This is a genomic window from Halomonas shantousis (assembly GCF_054654615.1).
Map to the genome: position 1 here is coordinate 2,453,613 of NZ_BAAIER010000002.1, position 16,271 is coordinate 2,469,883.

General features: G+C 57.2%; 17 protein-coding genes and 4 tRNA genes. 17 read left to right on the forward strand and 4 right to left on the reverse strand.

Features of this window, described 5'->3' with window-relative positions; translation table 11 throughout:
* Positions 1-28: 28 nt before the first annotated feature.
* A tRNA-Ala gene (locus ACYQ12_RS11800) sits at positions 29-104 on the reverse strand.
* Between the two features lie 243 nt (positions 105-347).
* Between ACYQ12_RS11800 and ACYQ12_RS11805 the strand changes: the two genes are divergently transcribed.
* From ACYQ12_RS11805 to nadB, 9 genes are all read left to right on the forward strand, one after another.
* The gene (locus ACYQ12_RS11805; RefSeq protein ID WP_459871853.1) at positions 348-980 is read left to right on the forward strand and encodes a LuxR C-terminal-related transcriptional regulator; all 633 of its coding nucleotides are present in this window, start codon (positions 348-350) and stop codon (positions 978-980) included.
* 70 nt (positions 981-1,050) lie between these two features.
* Positions 1,051-2,889, forward strand: a complete 1,839-nt coding sequence (gene uvrC / locus ACYQ12_RS11810) for an excinuclease ABC subunit UvrC (RefSeq protein WP_459874509.1) — start codon at positions 1,051-1,053, stop codon at positions 2,887-2,889.
* Between the two features lie 67 nt (positions 2,890-2,956).
* A complete protein-coding gene (gene pgsA / locus ACYQ12_RS11815) occupies positions 2,957-3,505 on the forward strand; it encodes a CDP-diacylglycerol--glycerol-3-phosphate 3-phosphatidyltransferase (RefSeq protein WP_459871856.1) in 549 nt (182 codons plus the stop codon).
* A gap of 66 nt (positions 3,506-3,571) precedes the next feature.
* Positions 3,572-3,646: transfer RNA gene (locus tag ACYQ12_RS11820), tRNA-Gly, on the forward strand.
* Between the two features lie 3 nt (positions 3,647-3,649).
* A tRNA-Cys gene (locus tag ACYQ12_RS11825) sits at positions 3,650-3,723 on the forward strand.
* 36 nt (positions 3,724-3,759) lie between these two features.
* Positions 3,760-3,847, forward strand: a tRNA-Leu gene (locus tag ACYQ12_RS11830).
* An 833-nt stretch (positions 3,848-4,680) separates the two neighbouring features.
* Entirely contained in the window at positions 4,681-5,067 is a 387-nt protein-coding gene (locus tag ACYQ12_RS11835; protein WP_459871859.1) for a hypothetical protein, read from the forward strand.
* A gap of 350 nt (positions 5,068-5,417) precedes the next feature.
* On the forward strand, positions 5,418-6,575 hold the full coding sequence (locus tag ACYQ12_RS11840) for an FUSC family protein (RefSeq protein WP_459871861.1): 1,158 nt from the start codon (positions 5,418-5,420) through the stop codon (positions 6,573-6,575).
* Positions 6,565-8,148 carry an L-aspartate oxidase gene (gene nadB, locus ACYQ12_RS11845; RefSeq protein ID WP_459871864.1) on the forward strand — a complete coding sequence of 528 codons (1,584 nt, stop codon included), beginning with the start codon at positions 6,565-6,567 and terminating at the stop codon, positions 8,146-8,148. The genes ACYQ12_RS11840 and nadB overlap by 11 nt, the downstream gene beginning before the upstream one ends.
* On the opposite strand, the gene ACYQ12_RS11850 is transcribed toward nadB, so the two are convergent.
* Both ACYQ12_RS11850 and ACYQ12_RS11855 read right to left on the reverse strand, forming a co-directional pair.
* On the reverse strand, positions 8,116-8,532 hold the full coding sequence (locus tag ACYQ12_RS11850) for a hypothetical protein (RefSeq protein ID WP_459871867.1): 417 nt from the start codon (positions 8,530-8,532) through the stop codon (positions 8,116-8,118). The two genes, nadB and ACYQ12_RS11850, sit on opposite strands and share 33 nt — an antisense overlap.
* Positions 8,492-8,791 (reverse strand): FAD assembly factor SdhE, encoded by a 300-nt coding sequence (locus tag ACYQ12_RS11855; RefSeq protein WP_459874510.1) that lies wholly within the window; start codon positions 8,789-8,791, stop codon positions 8,492-8,494. The genes ACYQ12_RS11850 and ACYQ12_RS11855 overlap by 41 nt, the downstream gene beginning before the upstream one ends.
* Before the next feature lie 197 nt (positions 8,792-8,988).
* On the opposite strand from ACYQ12_RS11855, the gene ACYQ12_RS11860 reads away from it, so the two are divergent.
* The 3 genes from ACYQ12_RS11860 (at position 8,989) to lapB (ending at position 11,016) form a co-directional block, all read left to right on the forward strand.
* On the forward strand, positions 8,989-9,285 hold the full coding sequence (locus ACYQ12_RS11860; RefSeq protein ID WP_459871870.1) for an integration host factor subunit beta: 297 nt from the start codon (positions 8,989-8,991) through the stop codon (positions 9,283-9,285).
* Between the two features lie 243 nt (positions 9,286-9,528).
* Positions 9,529-9,834, forward strand: a complete 306-nt coding sequence (locus ACYQ12_RS11865) for a LapA family protein (RefSeq protein ID WP_459871873.1) — start codon at positions 9,529-9,531, stop codon at positions 9,832-9,834.
* Positions 9,835-11,016 (forward strand): lipopolysaccharide assembly protein LapB, encoded by a 1,182-nt coding sequence (lapB, locus tag ACYQ12_RS11870; RefSeq protein WP_459871876.1) that lies wholly within the window; start codon positions 9,835-9,837, stop codon positions 11,014-11,016.
* A gap of 29 nt (positions 11,017-11,045) precedes the next feature.
* Here the strand turns inward: lapB and pyrF are convergent, their stop codons facing one another.
* Positions 11,046-11,753, reverse strand: a complete 708-nt coding sequence (gene pyrF, locus ACYQ12_RS11875; RefSeq protein ID WP_459871878.1) for an orotidine-5'-phosphate decarboxylase — start codon at positions 11,751-11,753, stop codon at positions 11,046-11,048.
* A 228-nt stretch (positions 11,754-11,981) separates the two neighbouring features.
* On the opposite strand from pyrF, the gene ACYQ12_RS11880 reads away from it, so the two are divergent.
* From ACYQ12_RS11880 to ACYQ12_RS11900, 5 genes are all read left to right on the forward strand, one after another.
* On the forward strand, positions 11,982-12,248 hold the full coding sequence (locus ACYQ12_RS11880) for a ComEA family DNA-binding protein (RefSeq protein WP_459871880.1): 267 nt from the start codon (positions 11,982-11,984) through the stop codon (positions 12,246-12,248).
* A 338-nt stretch (positions 12,249-12,586) separates the two neighbouring features.
* A complete protein-coding gene (locus ACYQ12_RS11885) occupies positions 12,587-13,105 on the forward strand; it encodes an FxsA family protein (protein ID WP_459871882.1) in 519 nt (172 codons plus the stop codon).
* 178 nt (positions 13,106-13,283) lie between these two features.
* Complete coding sequence (locus tag ACYQ12_RS11890) at positions 13,284-13,577, forward strand: co-chaperone GroES (protein WP_459871885.1); 294 nt, start codon at positions 13,284-13,286, stop codon at positions 13,575-13,577.
* Between the two features lie 64 nt (positions 13,578-13,641).
* The gene (gene groL / locus ACYQ12_RS11895; RefSeq protein ID WP_459871888.1) at positions 13,642-15,282 is read left to right on the forward strand and encodes a chaperonin GroEL; all 1,641 of its coding nucleotides are present in this window, start codon (positions 13,642-13,644) and stop codon (positions 15,280-15,282) included.
* 150 nt (positions 15,283-15,432) lie between these two features.
* Positions 15,433-16,170 (forward strand): RNA methyltransferase, encoded by a 738-nt coding sequence (locus ACYQ12_RS11900; protein ID WP_459871890.1) that lies wholly within the window; start codon positions 15,433-15,435, stop codon positions 16,168-16,170.
* Positions 16,171-16,271 lie beyond the last annotated feature (101 nt).

Consider the following 16,271-nt stretch of genomic DNA (forward strand, 5'->3'; position numbering starts at 1 on the left):
CTCAAGGCGGCTTTTTCTCGAATCCTTTTGGTGGAGCCTATCGGGATCGAACCGATGACCTCAACGCTGCCAGCGTTGCGCTCTCCCAGCTGAGCTAAGGCCCCATTCGCTTCAAGTATTGCGTGGCAAGCACTGCCTTGCCTTGAAGACGATGCGCATCTTAAGGATGCTCCGAGCGAATGTCAACCTTGTTTGCCGAACATGGGCATTCGATACCGCAGCCTTGATTGCGCCATGCTGCGTAGTCTCTGCAAAGCTTTTCTGGCCTCGGTAAATGCATTCGACATATTTTCCACATACAATTCGCAACAACTTTATAAGCAGAAGTTAATCTAAAGGGAGCCACCGTGATCACGATTCTAGTGGCAGACAGCCATTGCCTGCTGCGCACCAGCTTGGCACGGGCGCTCGATTCGCAGGAAGATATCGAAGTCACGGGAGAAGCCAGCCGCAGTGAAGATATTCCCCTAATGGCTTGCGAGCTTCGTCCGGATGTCGTGTTGATGGAGCTTCGCGCACCGAACATGGACGGCGTCGATATTCTACGCCGGATGCTGCTCTACGCGCCCCGCGTACGCCCCCTGATGCTGTTGGACGCGGTGGAGACCGCTCTTGTCCGGCGCTTGCTGAAAGCTGGCGCCACCGGTCTCATCAATCAGAAAACGGAAGTCAATGAAACAATTCGAGCCATTCGTACCGTCTCCGCCGGCCAGCGTTACATCAGCCTGGATCTCGCTCAGCAACTGGCGCTGTCAAAGCTCGGCTTCCAGGAGAATCCCTTCGACCAGCTGACGCCACGCGAACGGCAAGTCGCATTAATGGTGATCAACTGCCATAAGACCAGAAACATTGCGGACCGTCTGTTTGTCAGTACCAAAACCGTCAATACTTATCGTTATCGCATTTTCGACAAGCTGAACGTCACTTCAGACGTGGAGCTGACCCATCTCGGATTACGGCATGGACTGGTGGATATCTGATCGGCCAGCATCCTCCAGGTAACCGATCAGAGTATTTCGCCCCAGGCGACTTTGGTACAATGTCAAAATGATGAGCGAACAAGCGACAAATGACACGGTCTTCGATGCCCGGCACTTTCTGAAAAGCGTGTCCGAATCGTCAGGCGTCTACCGCATGCTAGACGAGGAACACAATGTTCTTTACGTCGGCAAGGCCAAACGGCTCAAGGCGCGGCTGGCCAGTTACTTTCGCGGGTCACTCAACGTCAAGACGCAGGCCCTTGTCGCCCGGATCCATGACATTCAGGTCACGATCACGCGCAGCGAAACGGAAGCGCTCCTGCTCGAGCAGACTCTGATCAAGCAGCTACGGCCACCCTATAACATTCTGCTGCGCGATGATAAGTCCTATCCCTTCGTGTTCGTCTCGGATCGCCATCCCTATCCTGCTCTCGAGTTCAAGCGTGTCAGGCACAAACGTGATGATGGCCGTTATCTGGGCCCCTACCCCAGTTCCCACGCCGTTCGCGAAAGTCTGTCGCTGATGCAGAAGGTCTTCCGCATTCGTAACTGCGAAGACAGCGTTTTCGCGCACCGCACCCGTCCCTGCCTGCAATATCAGATTCAGCGCTGCAGCGCGCCATGTGTCGATTACATCCTTCAAGACGATTATCGCCGTGATGTCGAGCACGCCATCATGTGCCTGGAAGGGCGCAGCGAACAGGTCACCGAACAACTGACCCAAACGATGGAAGCGGCGAGCCGAGCGCTCGAATTCGAGGAGGCGGCACGCCTGCGTGACCAGATTCAGCAGTTGCGCCGCTTGCAGGAGCGTCAGTTCGTCGATACCCAAGCCAACGATGCCGACATCTTTGCCCTCGCGGAGCGCCCCGGCGCCTTGTGCGTCAGCGTCCTGACGGTGCGACAGGGTCAGATGCTCGGGGCACGCAATCACTGCCCCGACAACGGTCTCGACTTACCTGCCGAGGAGCTCCTCGCCGAGTTCGTCAGCCAGTATTACCTGGGGCAGGATCGCGAGCCGCCCGGTGAAATCATCACCACACACGCTCTGACGGACAGCGATGTCCTGCAGGCCGCTCTCGCGGAACATGCCGGCAAGCGCATCCGTCTGACACACCAGGTGCGTGGGTATCGCGCACAATGGCAACGACTGGCACACACCAATGCCGAGCAGCATCTGGCGACGCAGCTTGCCAATCGAACCCAACTGTCACGCCGCTTCGAAGCGTTACGGGAAGCACTGGCATTGAAAGAGGCGCCGAAGCGGCTCGAGTGTTTCGATATCAGCCATAGCCATGGAGAGGCCACGGTGGCGTCATGCGTGGTATTCGATCAGGATGGCCCCGTGAAATCCGATTATCGTCGTTTCAATATCGAGGGAGTGGCGGCGGGCGATGACTATGCCGCCATGCGCCAGGCACTGACAAGACGTTTCAAGCGACTTCAGCAGGGCCAGGGCAAGCGCCCCGACATCCTTCTCGTCGATGGCGGCAAGGGCCAGTTGAACATGGCCCGTGATGTCTTTTCCGAACTGGATATCAGCGATATATGCCTGCTTGGCGTCGCCAAGGGCACAACCCGCAAACCCGGCCTGGAGACCTTGTTCGTCGAGACGGTGGATCGGACCTTGAATCTCGATAGCGGCTCGCCTGCGCTTCACTTGATCCAGCATATCCGTGACGAAGCCCACCGGTTTGCCATTACAGGGCATCGCCAGCGCCGCGACAAACAGCGGCGCACCTCGACGCTGCAGGATATTCCGGGTATCGGCCCCAAGCGTCGTCGTGAGCTGCTGCGGTTCTTCGGCGGATTGCAGGGGGTACGTCAGGCTACCCGGGACGAACTGGCACGGGTGCCGGGGATCAGCGAACGTATGGCCATCACTATTCATCAGGCCCTGCATGGATGAGTGGCACATGGTCATATAGCATATAGAATAGACTCTTCTTATACCGGCAAGGACTCGCGACGCTCCGATGAACATCCCCAATATTCTTACTTTGGCTCGAATCGCGTTCATCCCGTTGCTGGTGGTCGTTTTCTATTTGCCTTATGCGTGGAGCCTGTTGACAGCGGCCGGGCTGTTCGGTCTCGCCGCCCTCACCGATTGGCTGGATGGCTACCTCGCCAGACGGTTGAATCAGAGCACCCCTTTTGGCGCTTTCCTCGATCCTGTCGCCGACAAGCTCATGGTCGTCGTGGCTCTCGCCCTGCTCGTGGAACGTTATGAGGCCATCTGGCTGACCTTACCGGCACTGGTGATCATCGGGCGTGAAATCGTGATCTCGGCACTACGCGAATGGATGGCCGAGCTTGGCAAACGAGGCCGAGTAGCCGTGTCCTGGATAGGCAAGCTCAAGACCACGCTGCAGATGATCTCCTTACTGTTACTCCTGGGATTCGCTCCGGGAACGCCAATCGCCTATGTCGGCGTGGTCATGCTGTATGTGGCCGCCGTGCTCACTCTCTGGTCCATGGGACAGTACCTGCGCGCAGCCTGGCCAGAACTTTCCCGATCAATGTAGAGCATGGCCAGACCATAAAACGTTTGACATACACGGACTTATCCGTATACTACGTCCTCGTGTTGAGCGGGAATAGCTCAGTGGTAGAGCACAACCTTGCCAAGGTTGGGGTCGCGAGTTCGAATCTCGTTTCCCGCTCCAAAAGGCTGGATGGCAGAGTGGTTATGCAGCGGACTGCAACTCCGTGTACGCCGGTTCGATTCCGACTCCAGCCTCCATTTGTTCGTTAAGAGTTGTCCCCGCAGCCCTCTCCCGCCCGGATGGCGAAATTGGTAGACGCAAGGGACTTAAAATCCCTCGGAGGTTGACTCCGTGCCGGTTCGACCCCGGCTCCGGGCACCATAGCCTCTTTCTATCCCTTTCGCTTCAGATGCAACGCCTCGCTGTTCAAGATCGCTTCCTTGCGACATCTACCATTATGGATTCCTCCCCTTTCCCTTGCAGCTTTCATCGTGATGCGCACGTACATTCACTCACAAATATCTACCTTCCTTTAAACATTTAGCTGCCAACTGGTTAGGAATAACTACTACGCTGTTAGCTGTTTATCCTTACTGGTAATATCTTGGGGAAAGATATAAATGTCAGCTCAAAAGAAGGGCCTTCACCGATGTCGTGTTTGTGGTACCGAGGTGTACATTGAGACTCCTCCGCCCAAACGCCCCCCCTGCCCGATATGCCGTGTCAAGGACTATGAGCCTCTCAAGGTTCCTCGACAGGAGCAGGCGGCTAAAGCCTTGGGTCACATGCTGGACCTGCCGACATGATGGGCTCGCTTTCATGACTCTTGTATGCCAACTTCAAGCCAACCGACGCTGCATCGCTACTTGATTGCTGATTCACACCTTCCTGCTTCACTTTCGCAGTCTTCTTATTCCTTTCCCGGTCAGGCCACGGCAGTGCTACAGACATATGCCCCTCAAGAGAGGGCTTATACAGGAAATCAATACCTTACCGTGTGCCCTTGAGCTTCTCCAAAAGCTTAGTACCAAATTACCAGACCTCTCTTCTCAGTACCAAAATACTGAAAAACCAATAACAATCAACGTGTTACCTTGCAATTAAAACGTCAACCAGTCAGTAACAGGCTAACGGAATTGGCGTTGCCTCATCTCCCTGCAATATCATTTTCCAATAAATTCAACACCAAGATTGGACAATAAAGGCACACAATGATGAGAAGCGATATTTCAGGCAGGGCCATTTATCTTTACATTGATGGTGAACTGGTTCAGCGTCATAACGAACTCGATGAATTAATTGAATTCGATATCGATTGTTTAAATGAAGAAGAAGCATTGAAGAAAGCAGGTTACAGAATCATCGACACCCTTGACCAAGCCTATACGGTGTATGGTACTACCGAGCATTCGTCTGCCAGCCATACAATCAAAAATAGACTTGAAGGCATTCGCTATATTGTCGACGTCAATACGGACAATGACGCATGCTACTTTATACTGGTCAGAGACAATCTTCCTGACTACCTTGCCGTGCTGGCCATGCTGCAACCATTACTCGTTCATAAAAAAGGAGTTCAGGAAAGCACCTTGGCCTCGTGATTCCCCTATCTCGCGCAATCTTCCATTCAAGAAAGAAAAAGCCCAGCGCCGCGAGGCAGCTGGGCAAGTAGGGATATAGCGGATACAGTCTATTGCCTGGCGCCTCTCGGCAAAGCCGCAAAAAAGGCCTTTTTGACATGGCTTTTCAATATAGCGATGCCCTGCCACCAGTTGTCTTGGCCGACCTTGCCAAGCATATAGCGCAGTGGCATCATTCATTGACTTACTGCTGCAGGATACGCTGACACTGGTCGCTCCATTTGGAGGTTCATTCAACTTCCTCTTGATTTGTTTCTTTTCTGCACCCAGCCACGTCTTACGACTTCCATCGCATACAACATCGGTCTCCCGTGATCAAGCTTCGCTTCCGCGACCCCTACTATATTTATCACCATCGCCACCGCATGCATGTCGTGCGTTCTTCATTGGCCTTGGCCATTACCTATGGCGTCATACACGTTTTTGATATTCCTCATGGAAGCTGGGCCCTGATCAGCACTTTGATGGTAATGGGCAATCTGCCGCATATTGGCGGCGTGCTTGATAAGGGCGGGCAGCGCCTGCTGGGCACGGTATTGGGAGCCATATGGGGTTTGTTACTTATTCTGATTCCTGCACCTGCCCCAGGAATGGTCCCTATATGGACCTTGATCGGCATAGCGTTTGCCACGCACGCTACATTTGCCACACGGTACTCGTACAGTGCCTTGATTTTCGGCATTACGCTACTCATGGTCGTCGGCGATGGGGAGCATGATCTGAGCATAGCGTTATGGCGCGCCTTTGATGTACTCATTGGCACTTCGATCGGCATGCTGGTCACGGTATTGGTATTGCCACAGAAAGCCACCGACGTGATGCGCTTTTTACTGGCGGACAATCTCGACAAACTCGCGCGTCTTTATCACGTTCATACCAATGCCAAGACACGTGAAGACCTCGATACTCGTCAACTGCTTAAAGTCATGACGGCCCAACTGGTCAAACAACGCAGTATCGTCGATGCCATACATAGCGAAAGGCGCCTGCATCGAGATGAACTCGAAGAGATCCTCTCTCTCGAGCGCCGCATGTTGTCCACGATTGAACTCCTACTGGAAACCCACTGGACCACGCGTGCCGGGCATGATCTCATCATGGGCCTCGAAGGGTTGCGCGAGGAACAGCACCGCCTCGCTCGAGCATTGGGCACACTGGCTTTCCAGATCCGCACCGGACAGCCGATCGACGTGACAGTGGTTGCCTTCGATCTGCAGCGCCATGCCGACAAGGCCCGTAACGTCTATTCCGATAAGGGCCGTGCTCTGTACAGTCCAGCAGGTTACCTCTGGCTGAACCGCGAGTTGGCACGCCTGACCCATGAAATGGTCGATAATCTCGGCACTCTGAGACACCTTCCTAGCGCCCGGCTACGCCGACGCGCCAGTCATCACACGCTCATTAGTGACGACAGGCGAGTGACGCTTTCCGAAGCACCACGCCAGTCAAGGACCGGTAATGATCAATAGACACGAACATGATGTCCTGCTCATTGGCGGCGGTATCGCAGGCCTGACATTCGCTCTGATGCTGGCGGACCGGCGCCCCATCACCCTGCTAGAATCCTCGATGGCCCCGAGCGGAGCCAGCCCTTGGGCCCAAGGCGGGATCGCAGCGGTGCTTTCCGCGGAAGACAGTCTGGATTCCCACGTGCAGGATACGCTCACCGCCGGTGACGGTTTGTGCGATGAGGCAGCCGTACGCTTTACCGTGGAGCAGGGCCCGGCAGCCATACAGTGGCTGATCTCCCTGGGCGTTCCCTTCTCTCCCGATGAAGCCGCGGCTGCCACCTTCCCGTTCCATCTCACTCAGGAAGGTGGCCATGGACGGCGGCGTGTCATTCATGCCGCCGATGCCACCGGCAAGGCCGTGATAGATGTACTGTCATGGCACGCCCACCGTCACCCCCGCATTCGCCTCATCGAAGGCCAGAACGCCTTCGCATTGCTCAAGGATGAAGCAGGCCACTGCCGTGGGGCATTATGCCTCGGGATGAATGGCCAGGTGACGCAGCATGTGGCCAGCGAAACCGTCATCGCGACCGGCGGAGCCAGCGGGCTTTACCCCCACGCGACCAGTCCTTCGCCAGGTTTGGGCATCGGCATGTCCATGGCAGCCGAAATCGGTGCCAAACTCGCCAATCTGGAATTTCAACAGTTTCATCCCACCTGCCTGCACGATCCGCAGGGGCGACCCTTCTTGATCAGTGAAGCCGTACGCGGTGAAGGCGGACTGTTGAGGACCCCGTTGGGATATCGTTTCATGCCCGACTATGACCCACGTGCGGAACTGGCTCCCCGGGATATCGTGGCGCGCGCCATCGATGCGCAGATGAAGCAGTACGGTTTTGATCACGTCCTGCTGGACGTCACTCACCTGCCAGCGGCCAAGATCACGGCCCACTTCCCCACCATTCACGCTCACTGCCTGACTCGTGGCCTGGACATGACACGCCACCCCATACCGGTGGTACCGGCGGCGCACTATAGCTGCGGCGGAGTTGTCACCGCCCTGGATGCCAGCACTAATATTCCCCAGTTGTCCGCTATCGGCGAAGTGGCCAGCACCGGGCTGCATGGCGCCAATCGACTGGCCAGCAATTCATTGCTGGAGTGTGTAGTGTTTGGTAGATCCGCAGCCGCGAGGCTGGCCAGCACGCACTTTCGTCCGGAGGCCAAAGTGCTCATGCCGGCGCTGGGAGTTCGGCACGGCCCTAGCGAGCCGGAGATGCGAGCCATGCTGAAGACGATACGTCAAACGATGGCCGCCCGTGCGGGAATCGTGCGGGATGATGCCGGATTGCAGGAGGCCCGGCGGATTCTGCAGGCACAGCGCGAACGGCTAGACGTACTCTGGAACGAGCACCGCCCTTCTCCTGCGCTCGTCCAGACCCGGCATACGGCCAGGCTGGCCTGCCTGGTCGTCGACGCTGCGCTCGCGCGACGCCATTCGTGTGGACTGCACTATAATGTCGACTGCCCCCGAAGAGACGGCAAAGCCTCGTTCCCATCAGAGCAGGGACACTTCATCGCCGGCCCCTGACGGAGGCCAGACCAGAGTCTGACGCAATCTGCGCAACGCCTGCGGCGAACTACTGTCGGGCCAGAGCCAGCAGTATCGTCCCTCGATAACCAGACCGATCAGGGCCGGACCGAGGCGAACCACCTTCAGCGATACCGGGCGCCACTTTCCATCCGTTTCCTGCTCCCAATGACACCCCGTCCCACTGCAAACCTGACGCAGCCGCCACGGCGGCGTACGCCATATGCCCCTGATCGGGATCATAGCCGCCACACCGGCCAGCAACCATAACCACCAGGGCCCCAGCCAGGCCATCAGGCCCATGATGCCGACGATCGCCGTTCCTTGGAGGCCCGCCTCGATCCTAGAGGGTACGATACTGATCGTTGGAAGTGGTTTCGGCATATTCGACGATCATTTTCACGATGCGCCTGAGACCATCGTCTTCGGGCCACTCACGGCGCATCAGCCATACGAACAGATCCTGATCTTCATTGTCGATCAACGTGCGATAAAGCGCTTGATCCTGGCTCGAAAGCTCGCGATAGCGATGTTCCAGGAAGGGAACCAGTAGTAGATCCAGCTCCCACATCCCCCGCCGCGAATGCCAGTAGAGCCGATTGATGTTGACGTTTTCGGTCACGAACGCCTCGCAGTACTGCATGATGAATGGACGGCAAGTATACCCGAGCAGCTGCGGCAGCGACACGCCAAGCCGATGCGCCACAATGCCAGGCACTTGACCGCCCTGCTAATGCGTTGTTTTATCTAAACTTGAGCAGTATGCTGATGAAAACAACAACGCACGGGAACGGCGCTCAGTCATATGTGACGCGCGCAAGCCTCGCATGGAGAAAATAGATGACCAAGTCCGAACTGATCGAACAAATTGCGATGAGACAACCCGAACTGTCGATCAAGGAAGTCGAAGCGGCGGTTCGCATCATACTCGACGACATTACGGATGCCTTGGCGGATGGCGGGCGCGTTGAGATTCGTGGCTTCGGTAGCTTTTCCCTGCATTTTCGCGAGCCCCGTGTCGGACGCAATCCCAAGACGGGCGATCCGGTAGAACTGGACGGGAAATACGTACCGCATTTCAAACCGGGCAAGGAGCTTCGTGAGCAGGTCAACGCCAGTCGGGCCCTGGGCTACTGACAAGCCATCATCGTGACGTTGACTTCATGGCTCGCCGACGCTGACGCAACGATATAGATCGCATGCTCGCTTATAGGGCCGATTCGCTCTCAGGGTGGTAATATCAAGCCACACGGGCAACCGTCTGGCCAGAGTTCTTTTGCCAGTGCTACCGGAACGCCGGACGGATATCGCCTCACAAGTTTCGCAGCGTACGCAAGTGCGCGCTATATTCTTGATATCAAAGTAGGAAAGGAATCTGCCATGCGTTGGCTCAAAGGTGTCGTGCTAGCCATTATTCTCATTGTCGTTTTGTTGTTCGGTATCCTGTTTGCCGTCAACAACCAGCAATCTCTACCACTGAACCTCATATGGGTCGAACTGCCGTCGGCATCGCTCTCGCTGTGGCTGCTCATCGCCCTGGCCTGCGGCGTTCTGTTGGGTATGCTGGCCATGAGCGGCCTCTACCTGCGCCTGCGTGCGCTGCTGACCCGTGCCCAGCGCCATAATCAGCAGCAGCGCAAGGAACTCGACCGTCTGCGCATTCAGGAGTACAAGGAAGCCCCGTAAATGCTCGACCCTCTGCTGCTGGCCCTGCTGGTGGCAGCGATCGCCATCGGCTGGTGGTTAGGCCGTCGCGAACATTCACGTCAGCACAAGCCCCGGGAAGATCATGCCCTCTCCCGGGATTACTTCGTGGGTCTCAACCATCTGCTCAACGAGCAGCCGGATCGTGCCATCGAGACGTTCGTTCAGGCACTGGAAGTCAACAGCGACACCATTGAGACCCACATAGCGCTTGGCAACTTGTTTCGTTCACGCGGAGAAGCGGACCGCGCCGTCAAGATCCATCAGAATCTGCTGGCGCGCCCGACCCTGACAGCGCATCAGAGCGGTCTCGTTCAGCTTGAGCTGTCTCGGGATTTTCTCAATCTCGGCCTGCTCGATCGCGCCGAACGTCTGCTTCATGCAATGATCAAGGAGACCGGCGATAACGAGTTGTCACTGTCGGCCAAGCGCCTGCTCATCGATCTGCTCGAACGGGAGCGCGAATGGCAGGCCGCCCTCAAGGTCGCGCAACCTCAACTCGTTAGGCAGGATCCCAATATCCGGCGCGCGGCGGCTCACTGGCTATGCGAAATCGCTCAGCAGGACCGGCAAGGCGCCAGCCCCGCTCTCGCTCGCAGACACCTGCAGCAGGCATTGAACATCGATGCTCGCTGCGTCAGGGCCACCTGCCTGCTTGCCGAAATGGAGCAGGAAAATGGCCACTATAAAGCCGTCATCCGAACGCTGCGACGCGTCACGACTCAGGACCGGGATTTTCTGCCGATCATTCTCGACCCGATCCGCAACGCCTATCTCATGCTGGACGATGAAGGCGGCCTGAAGACCTTTCTACAGCAGCAGGTTCAGGAGGCCCCTTTTACCAGTGTCGTAATCATGCTGGCCGAGACGCTATATCAGCGCGAAGGCCCCGAAGTCGCCACGCTTTTTGTCAGCAACCAGCTTCAGCGTCACCCTAGCCTGCGTGGTCTCGACTATCTGATGGATCTTTATCTCACCGAAGTCAGTGCCGAAGAACGCAAGCGAATTCTGCTGCTCAAACAACATACTCACAAACTACTCGAGACTCGGCCTCGCTATCGCTGTCATCGCTGTGGATTCGGCGTGGCGCAACTCCATTGGCAGTGCCCAAGCTGTCGAAACTGGGGGACCAGCAAGCCGGTTACCGGCCTTGAAGGCGAATAGTCTCGACAAAGGGCATTCCAGCGTCTCGATCAACGCCCTTCTCTCAGCTCCTGCTCGATCGCCGACAGGACCGCCATGGGGTCCGAAGCCTGCGTGACAGGGCGCCCTATGACCAGATGCGTGCTCCCCGCCGACATGGCCTGCGCAGGCGACATGACCCTTCGCTGATCGCCGGCCTGGAAGTAAGCCGGCCGGATTCCCGGCGTCACCTTGAGAAATGCCTTGCCGCATAGCGTCTGCAACCGTTGCGACTCCTGCGCGGAACACACCACGCCGGACATGCCGCTCTCCTGAGCCAGACAGGCAAGACGTTCAACCTGAGCAAGCGGCTCGACATCCAGGCCAACGTCCCTAAGATCATCACGCTCAAGGCTGGTCAGTACCGTGACGGCTATCAGATGGGTCTTCAGGCCGCGCTGCGTCAGACGTTCACGAGCCGCCTCCATCATCCGTCGTCCCCCGCTCGCATGCACGTTGACCATCCATATGCCCCGATCCGCAGCAGCCTCGACGGCGCCGGCAACCGTGTTGGGAATGTCATGAAACTTGAGATCGAGAAACACCTCGAAGCCGCGCGCATGCAGATCGTCCACGACCCGAGGACCCACTCGGGTAAACAGCTCCTTGCCCACCTTGACCCGGCAACGGGCCGGATCGAGCCTGTCGGACATCTCGAGTGCGGCTGTCAGGCTCGAATAATCGAGAGCAATGATTAGGGGGGATTCAGGCGACGACATGACCTCTCCAGCAACGCAGGCAAAGGGGGCATTATACCGGAAGCGTACGCAAGCTTCCGAGGCACGTATCTGGCGCCACAATAACAAATAAAAACTAATTTAAAATTGTCGCATATATCTTACATAAACAGTCGTCATAGGCGGATGCCGCCGACGAAATTGCTCGCTACGGTGGGGTTGGCCTCCGGATGCCGCCTTTATCATCTGAATCATGAGCAGGGAATCAACATGAAAAACATACTGAACGCTTTTCTGTTCGCCCTCTTGCTGGGTACAGCAGCCACGGCGTACGCCGACGATACGCCCAGCGTAAACCTTAACAATGCCGATATAGAGACACTGGCCCAGCTGCCTGGCATCGGAGAAGTCAAGGCTCAGGCCATCGTCGCCGACCGTGAGTCCAATGGCCCCTACCAGAGCGCTGAAGATCTAACGCGTGTGGACGGCATCGGTCCGGCAACGGTTGAACAGCTCAAGGATCACGTCAGTTTCTGATCTGTGCGCCGGGCACGTTTTACAGCCTGAAGGCTCCTGACGAAGCCGGTCTCCGTCAGGAGCTGACATGCTCACTCAAGCCTACCCTCCTCCTCCCTGCCAGTCCCATGACGCTGACCTGGCCACTCTCCTCGTTACTCTCACTCTCGTTACTCTCACTCTCGTTACTCTCACTCTCGTTACTTTCCCCCTCTTTCCTCTCCCCGTTGTCACTTGGCCTCTCACCTTCTTACTATACATCGACCCGTAAGCCGCCCCGCCAAGGCAATTACCGGCCATATCTTGCAATCGTGAGGAATGCCACCATCTAGCAGACATACCGGCTTTCAGGAAGCGTTATGCCTTTATTGTTTCTCATCACGCTCTTTGCTCTATTGGATTTCGTCGTTCTATTCATGATCGGTGGACACATTGGCCTGCTGCCGACACTGCTGCTGGTATTGCTGACCGGTGGCATCGGCCTGCATCTGATACGGCGTGAAGGAGTTTCAACACTCCAGCGAGCCCAGCTACGTTTCGCCCAAGGGGAAATTCCCTCCGACGAGCTTTTGACCGGAGCAGCATTGATTTTTGGCGGCGCCCTGCTCATGGCGCCCGGATTTCTCTCCGATGCTCTGGGCCTGCTCTGCCTGTTTCCTCGCTCGCGACAGTGGCTGAGACAAGGAGTCACACGCGGCAATGCCCGGTTCCGCTTTTTCCAGCAGTCCTCCTATACCCGGACAGGCGGGGTACGTCAGGAGTGGCCGCAGCGCGAGGACGAGACTCCCCAGGCCACGCCGCGCCACGAGACTGAACAGGATCCGGACAAGACGCCCCTGGAGGGCGATTTCATTGCCAAGGACGAGCCGAGGCATTGAAAAAATTCATGGTCCACCCCTTGAAAGTGGCCTACCCGACCCAATCAAGGGCACAGCAGCAGTTACAGACACAGTTTCGGCCGCAAGGCCATGTAACCCAGAAGGCTTCGCCTTCGCCCTGAGCCATGCTCAACAGGGATATGCATCGACACATGCAAACATCAGGAGAACGTGAGCAATGAACATCCGTCCCTTGCACGATCGCGTCGTCGTCCGTCGCGTGGAAGAAGAACAGAAAACCGCTGGCGGCATCGTGCTTCCGGGCAATGCCCAGGAAAAACCGACCCGGGGTGAAATCCTTGCGGTAGGTAACGGCCGGATCCTCGAGAACGGTGAAGTTCGCCCGCTGGACGTCAAGGTCGGCGATACCGTGATCTTCAAGGAAGGTTTTGGCGTCGAGAAGCAGAAAATCGACGGTGAAGAAGTTCTGATCATGAGCGAATCGGACATTCTTGCCGTAGTGGAAGGCTGAGCCCCGCCTTTCGCACGGTGATTTGCGTTACGTTTCAAGCACACTGATTTAGGAAGATCGAAAAATGGCAGCGAAACAGGTCAAGTTTTCTGATGACGCTCGCAAGCGCATGGCTCGCGGTGTCAACGTTCTAGCCGATGCCGTCAAGGCAACCTTGGGCCCGAAAGGCCGCAACGTGGTGCTGGAGAAATCCTTCGGCTCGCCGACCGTAACCAAGGACGGCGTTTCCGTCGCCAAGGAGATCGAACTCAAGGACCGGTTCGAGAACATGGGTGCCCAGATGGTCAAGGAAGTGGCTTCCAAGACATCTGATGTCGCTGGTGACGGCACCACGACAGCAACCGTGCTGGCTCAGTCCATCGTCAACGAAGGTCTGAAGGGCGTAACCGCTGGCATGAACCCGATGGACCTCAAGCGCGGCATCGACAAAGCCGTCGTGGCGGCTGTCGAGGAGATTCGTCAGCTGTCCGTCCCCTGCACCGACTCCAAGGCCATCGCCCAGGTCGGCACCATTTCCGCCAACGGCGATTCTCGCATCGGTGAGATCATTGCCGAAGCGATGGAAAAAGTCGGCAAGGAAGGGGTTATCACCGTCGACGAAGGCCGTGGTTTCGAAGACGAGCTGGAAGTCGTCGAAGGCATGCAGTTCGATCGCGGCTATCTGTCTCCGTACTTCGTGACCAACCAGGACACCATGGCGGTGGAACTGGAAGATCCGTACCTGCTGCTGGTCGACAAGAAGATCTCCAACATCCGCGAACTGCTGCCGGTACTGGAAGCCGTTGCCAAGGCGGGCAAGCCGCTGGTGATCATCTCCGAGGACATCGAAGGCGAAGCGCTGGCGACTCTGGTCGTCAACACCATGCGCGGTATCGTCAAGGTTGCGGCTGCCAAGGCACCCGGCTTCGGTGACCGCCGCAAGGCCATGCTGCAGGACATCGCTATCCTGACGGGTGGTACGGTCATCTCCGAGGAAGTCGGTCTGACCCTCGAGCAGGCCAACCTGGACCATCTGGGTAACGCCAAGCGCGTCACCATGTCCAAGGAAAATACCACCATCATCGACGGTGCCGGCGCCGAAGGCGACATCGAAGCGCGCGTCAGCCAGATTCGCGCTCAGATCGAGGACACCTCCTCCGACTACGATCGCGAGAAGCTTCAGGAGCGCGTTGCCAAACTGGCAGGCGGTGTTGCCGTCATCCGCGTGGGTGCCGCGACCGAAGTCGAGATGAAGGAGAAGAAGGCGCGTGTCGAAGACGCCCTGCACTCCACTCGCGCCGCCGTTGAAGAAGGCGTCGTGCCTGGCGGTGGTACTGCTCTGGTCCGTGTTCTGAACAAGATCAAGGATCTCAAGGGCGACAACGAAGACCAGACCCACGGTATCGCTATCGCCCTGCGTGCCATGGAGTCTCCGCTGCGTCAGATCGTCACCAACGCTGGCGAAGAGGCTTCGGTCATCATCAATCGCGTGAAGGACGGTGAAGGCAACTTCGGCTACAACGCCCAGACCGGTGAATATGGCGACCTGTTCGAAATGGGTGTGCTGGATCCGGCCAAGGTGACCCGTAGCGCCCTGCAGTCTGCCGCTTCCGTAGCTGGCCTGATGATCACCACCGAGGCGATGATCGCCGAGGATCCGGAAGAGAAGCCGGCCGGTGGTGCGCCCGACATGGGCGGCATGGGTGGCATGGGCGGCATGATGTAAGCCACTCACTCTGTCTGTAATGCAGTGAATCACTGCAAAAGCCCCACTTCGGTGGGGCTTTTTCATGCGCAGAAGCTATATCCTCATGTGGTGTTCTGCTTCCGGTAACGCTAGGCTTCTGCCATTTATTTCTGCAATGATGCCACCTCTATGCTCGACAACATTCATATCGTCCTGGTACAGACCTATCACCCCGGCAACATTGGCGCCACGGCACGCGCCATGAAAACCATGGGATTACATCGCCTGACGCTGGTCAATCCGCGCAGCTTCCCTGACGAGGAAGCCACGCGACTGGCAGCGGGCGCCACCGACATTCTCGAGAATGTTCGCATTGTCGAATCGCTGCCAGAAGCGGTGGCGGACTGTACCCGGGTCGTCGGTGCCAGCGCCAGGCTACGCAGTCTCCCGCTTCCCCATTTTGACGAACCAGACGTCATGGCCCGGCAGCTCGTCGATGCAGCGCAGGAAAGCGCGGTGGCCGTCGTCTTCGGTCGTGAGCGCTTCGGCCTGACCAATGACGAAATACGTCACTGCACCCATCAGGTCAGCATCCCTGCCAACCCTGACTACGGGGTACTCAATCTCTCCCAAGCAGTGCAGGTGATCAGTTACGAGCTGTTTCGCGCCTGGCGCCAGCGACCGGACAGCGGCTTTCACTTCCAGCGCCCTGCCATCGGCAGTCCCCAGCCAACCCAGGCGCAGATGAGCCATTTTTACGAGCACCTGCATCGTGCCCTGCATAGTTCCGGCTTCCTGACCCAGCCTCACGCAAAAACCGAGGATCACTTGCGCGCGCTCTTCGCCCGGGCACAGCCGAGCCGCAAGGAGCTTTCCATACTGCGCGGCATCCTGGCCACTCTCGAAGACGGCCGGGACAAGGAATAAGCCCCCGAGCGATCTTCCCAGGATCGGTTAAAGAGCGCTTTCATATATATACCGGCCACAAAAAAACCGCTGCCAATGGCAGCGGTTTTTATTCTGGTGGC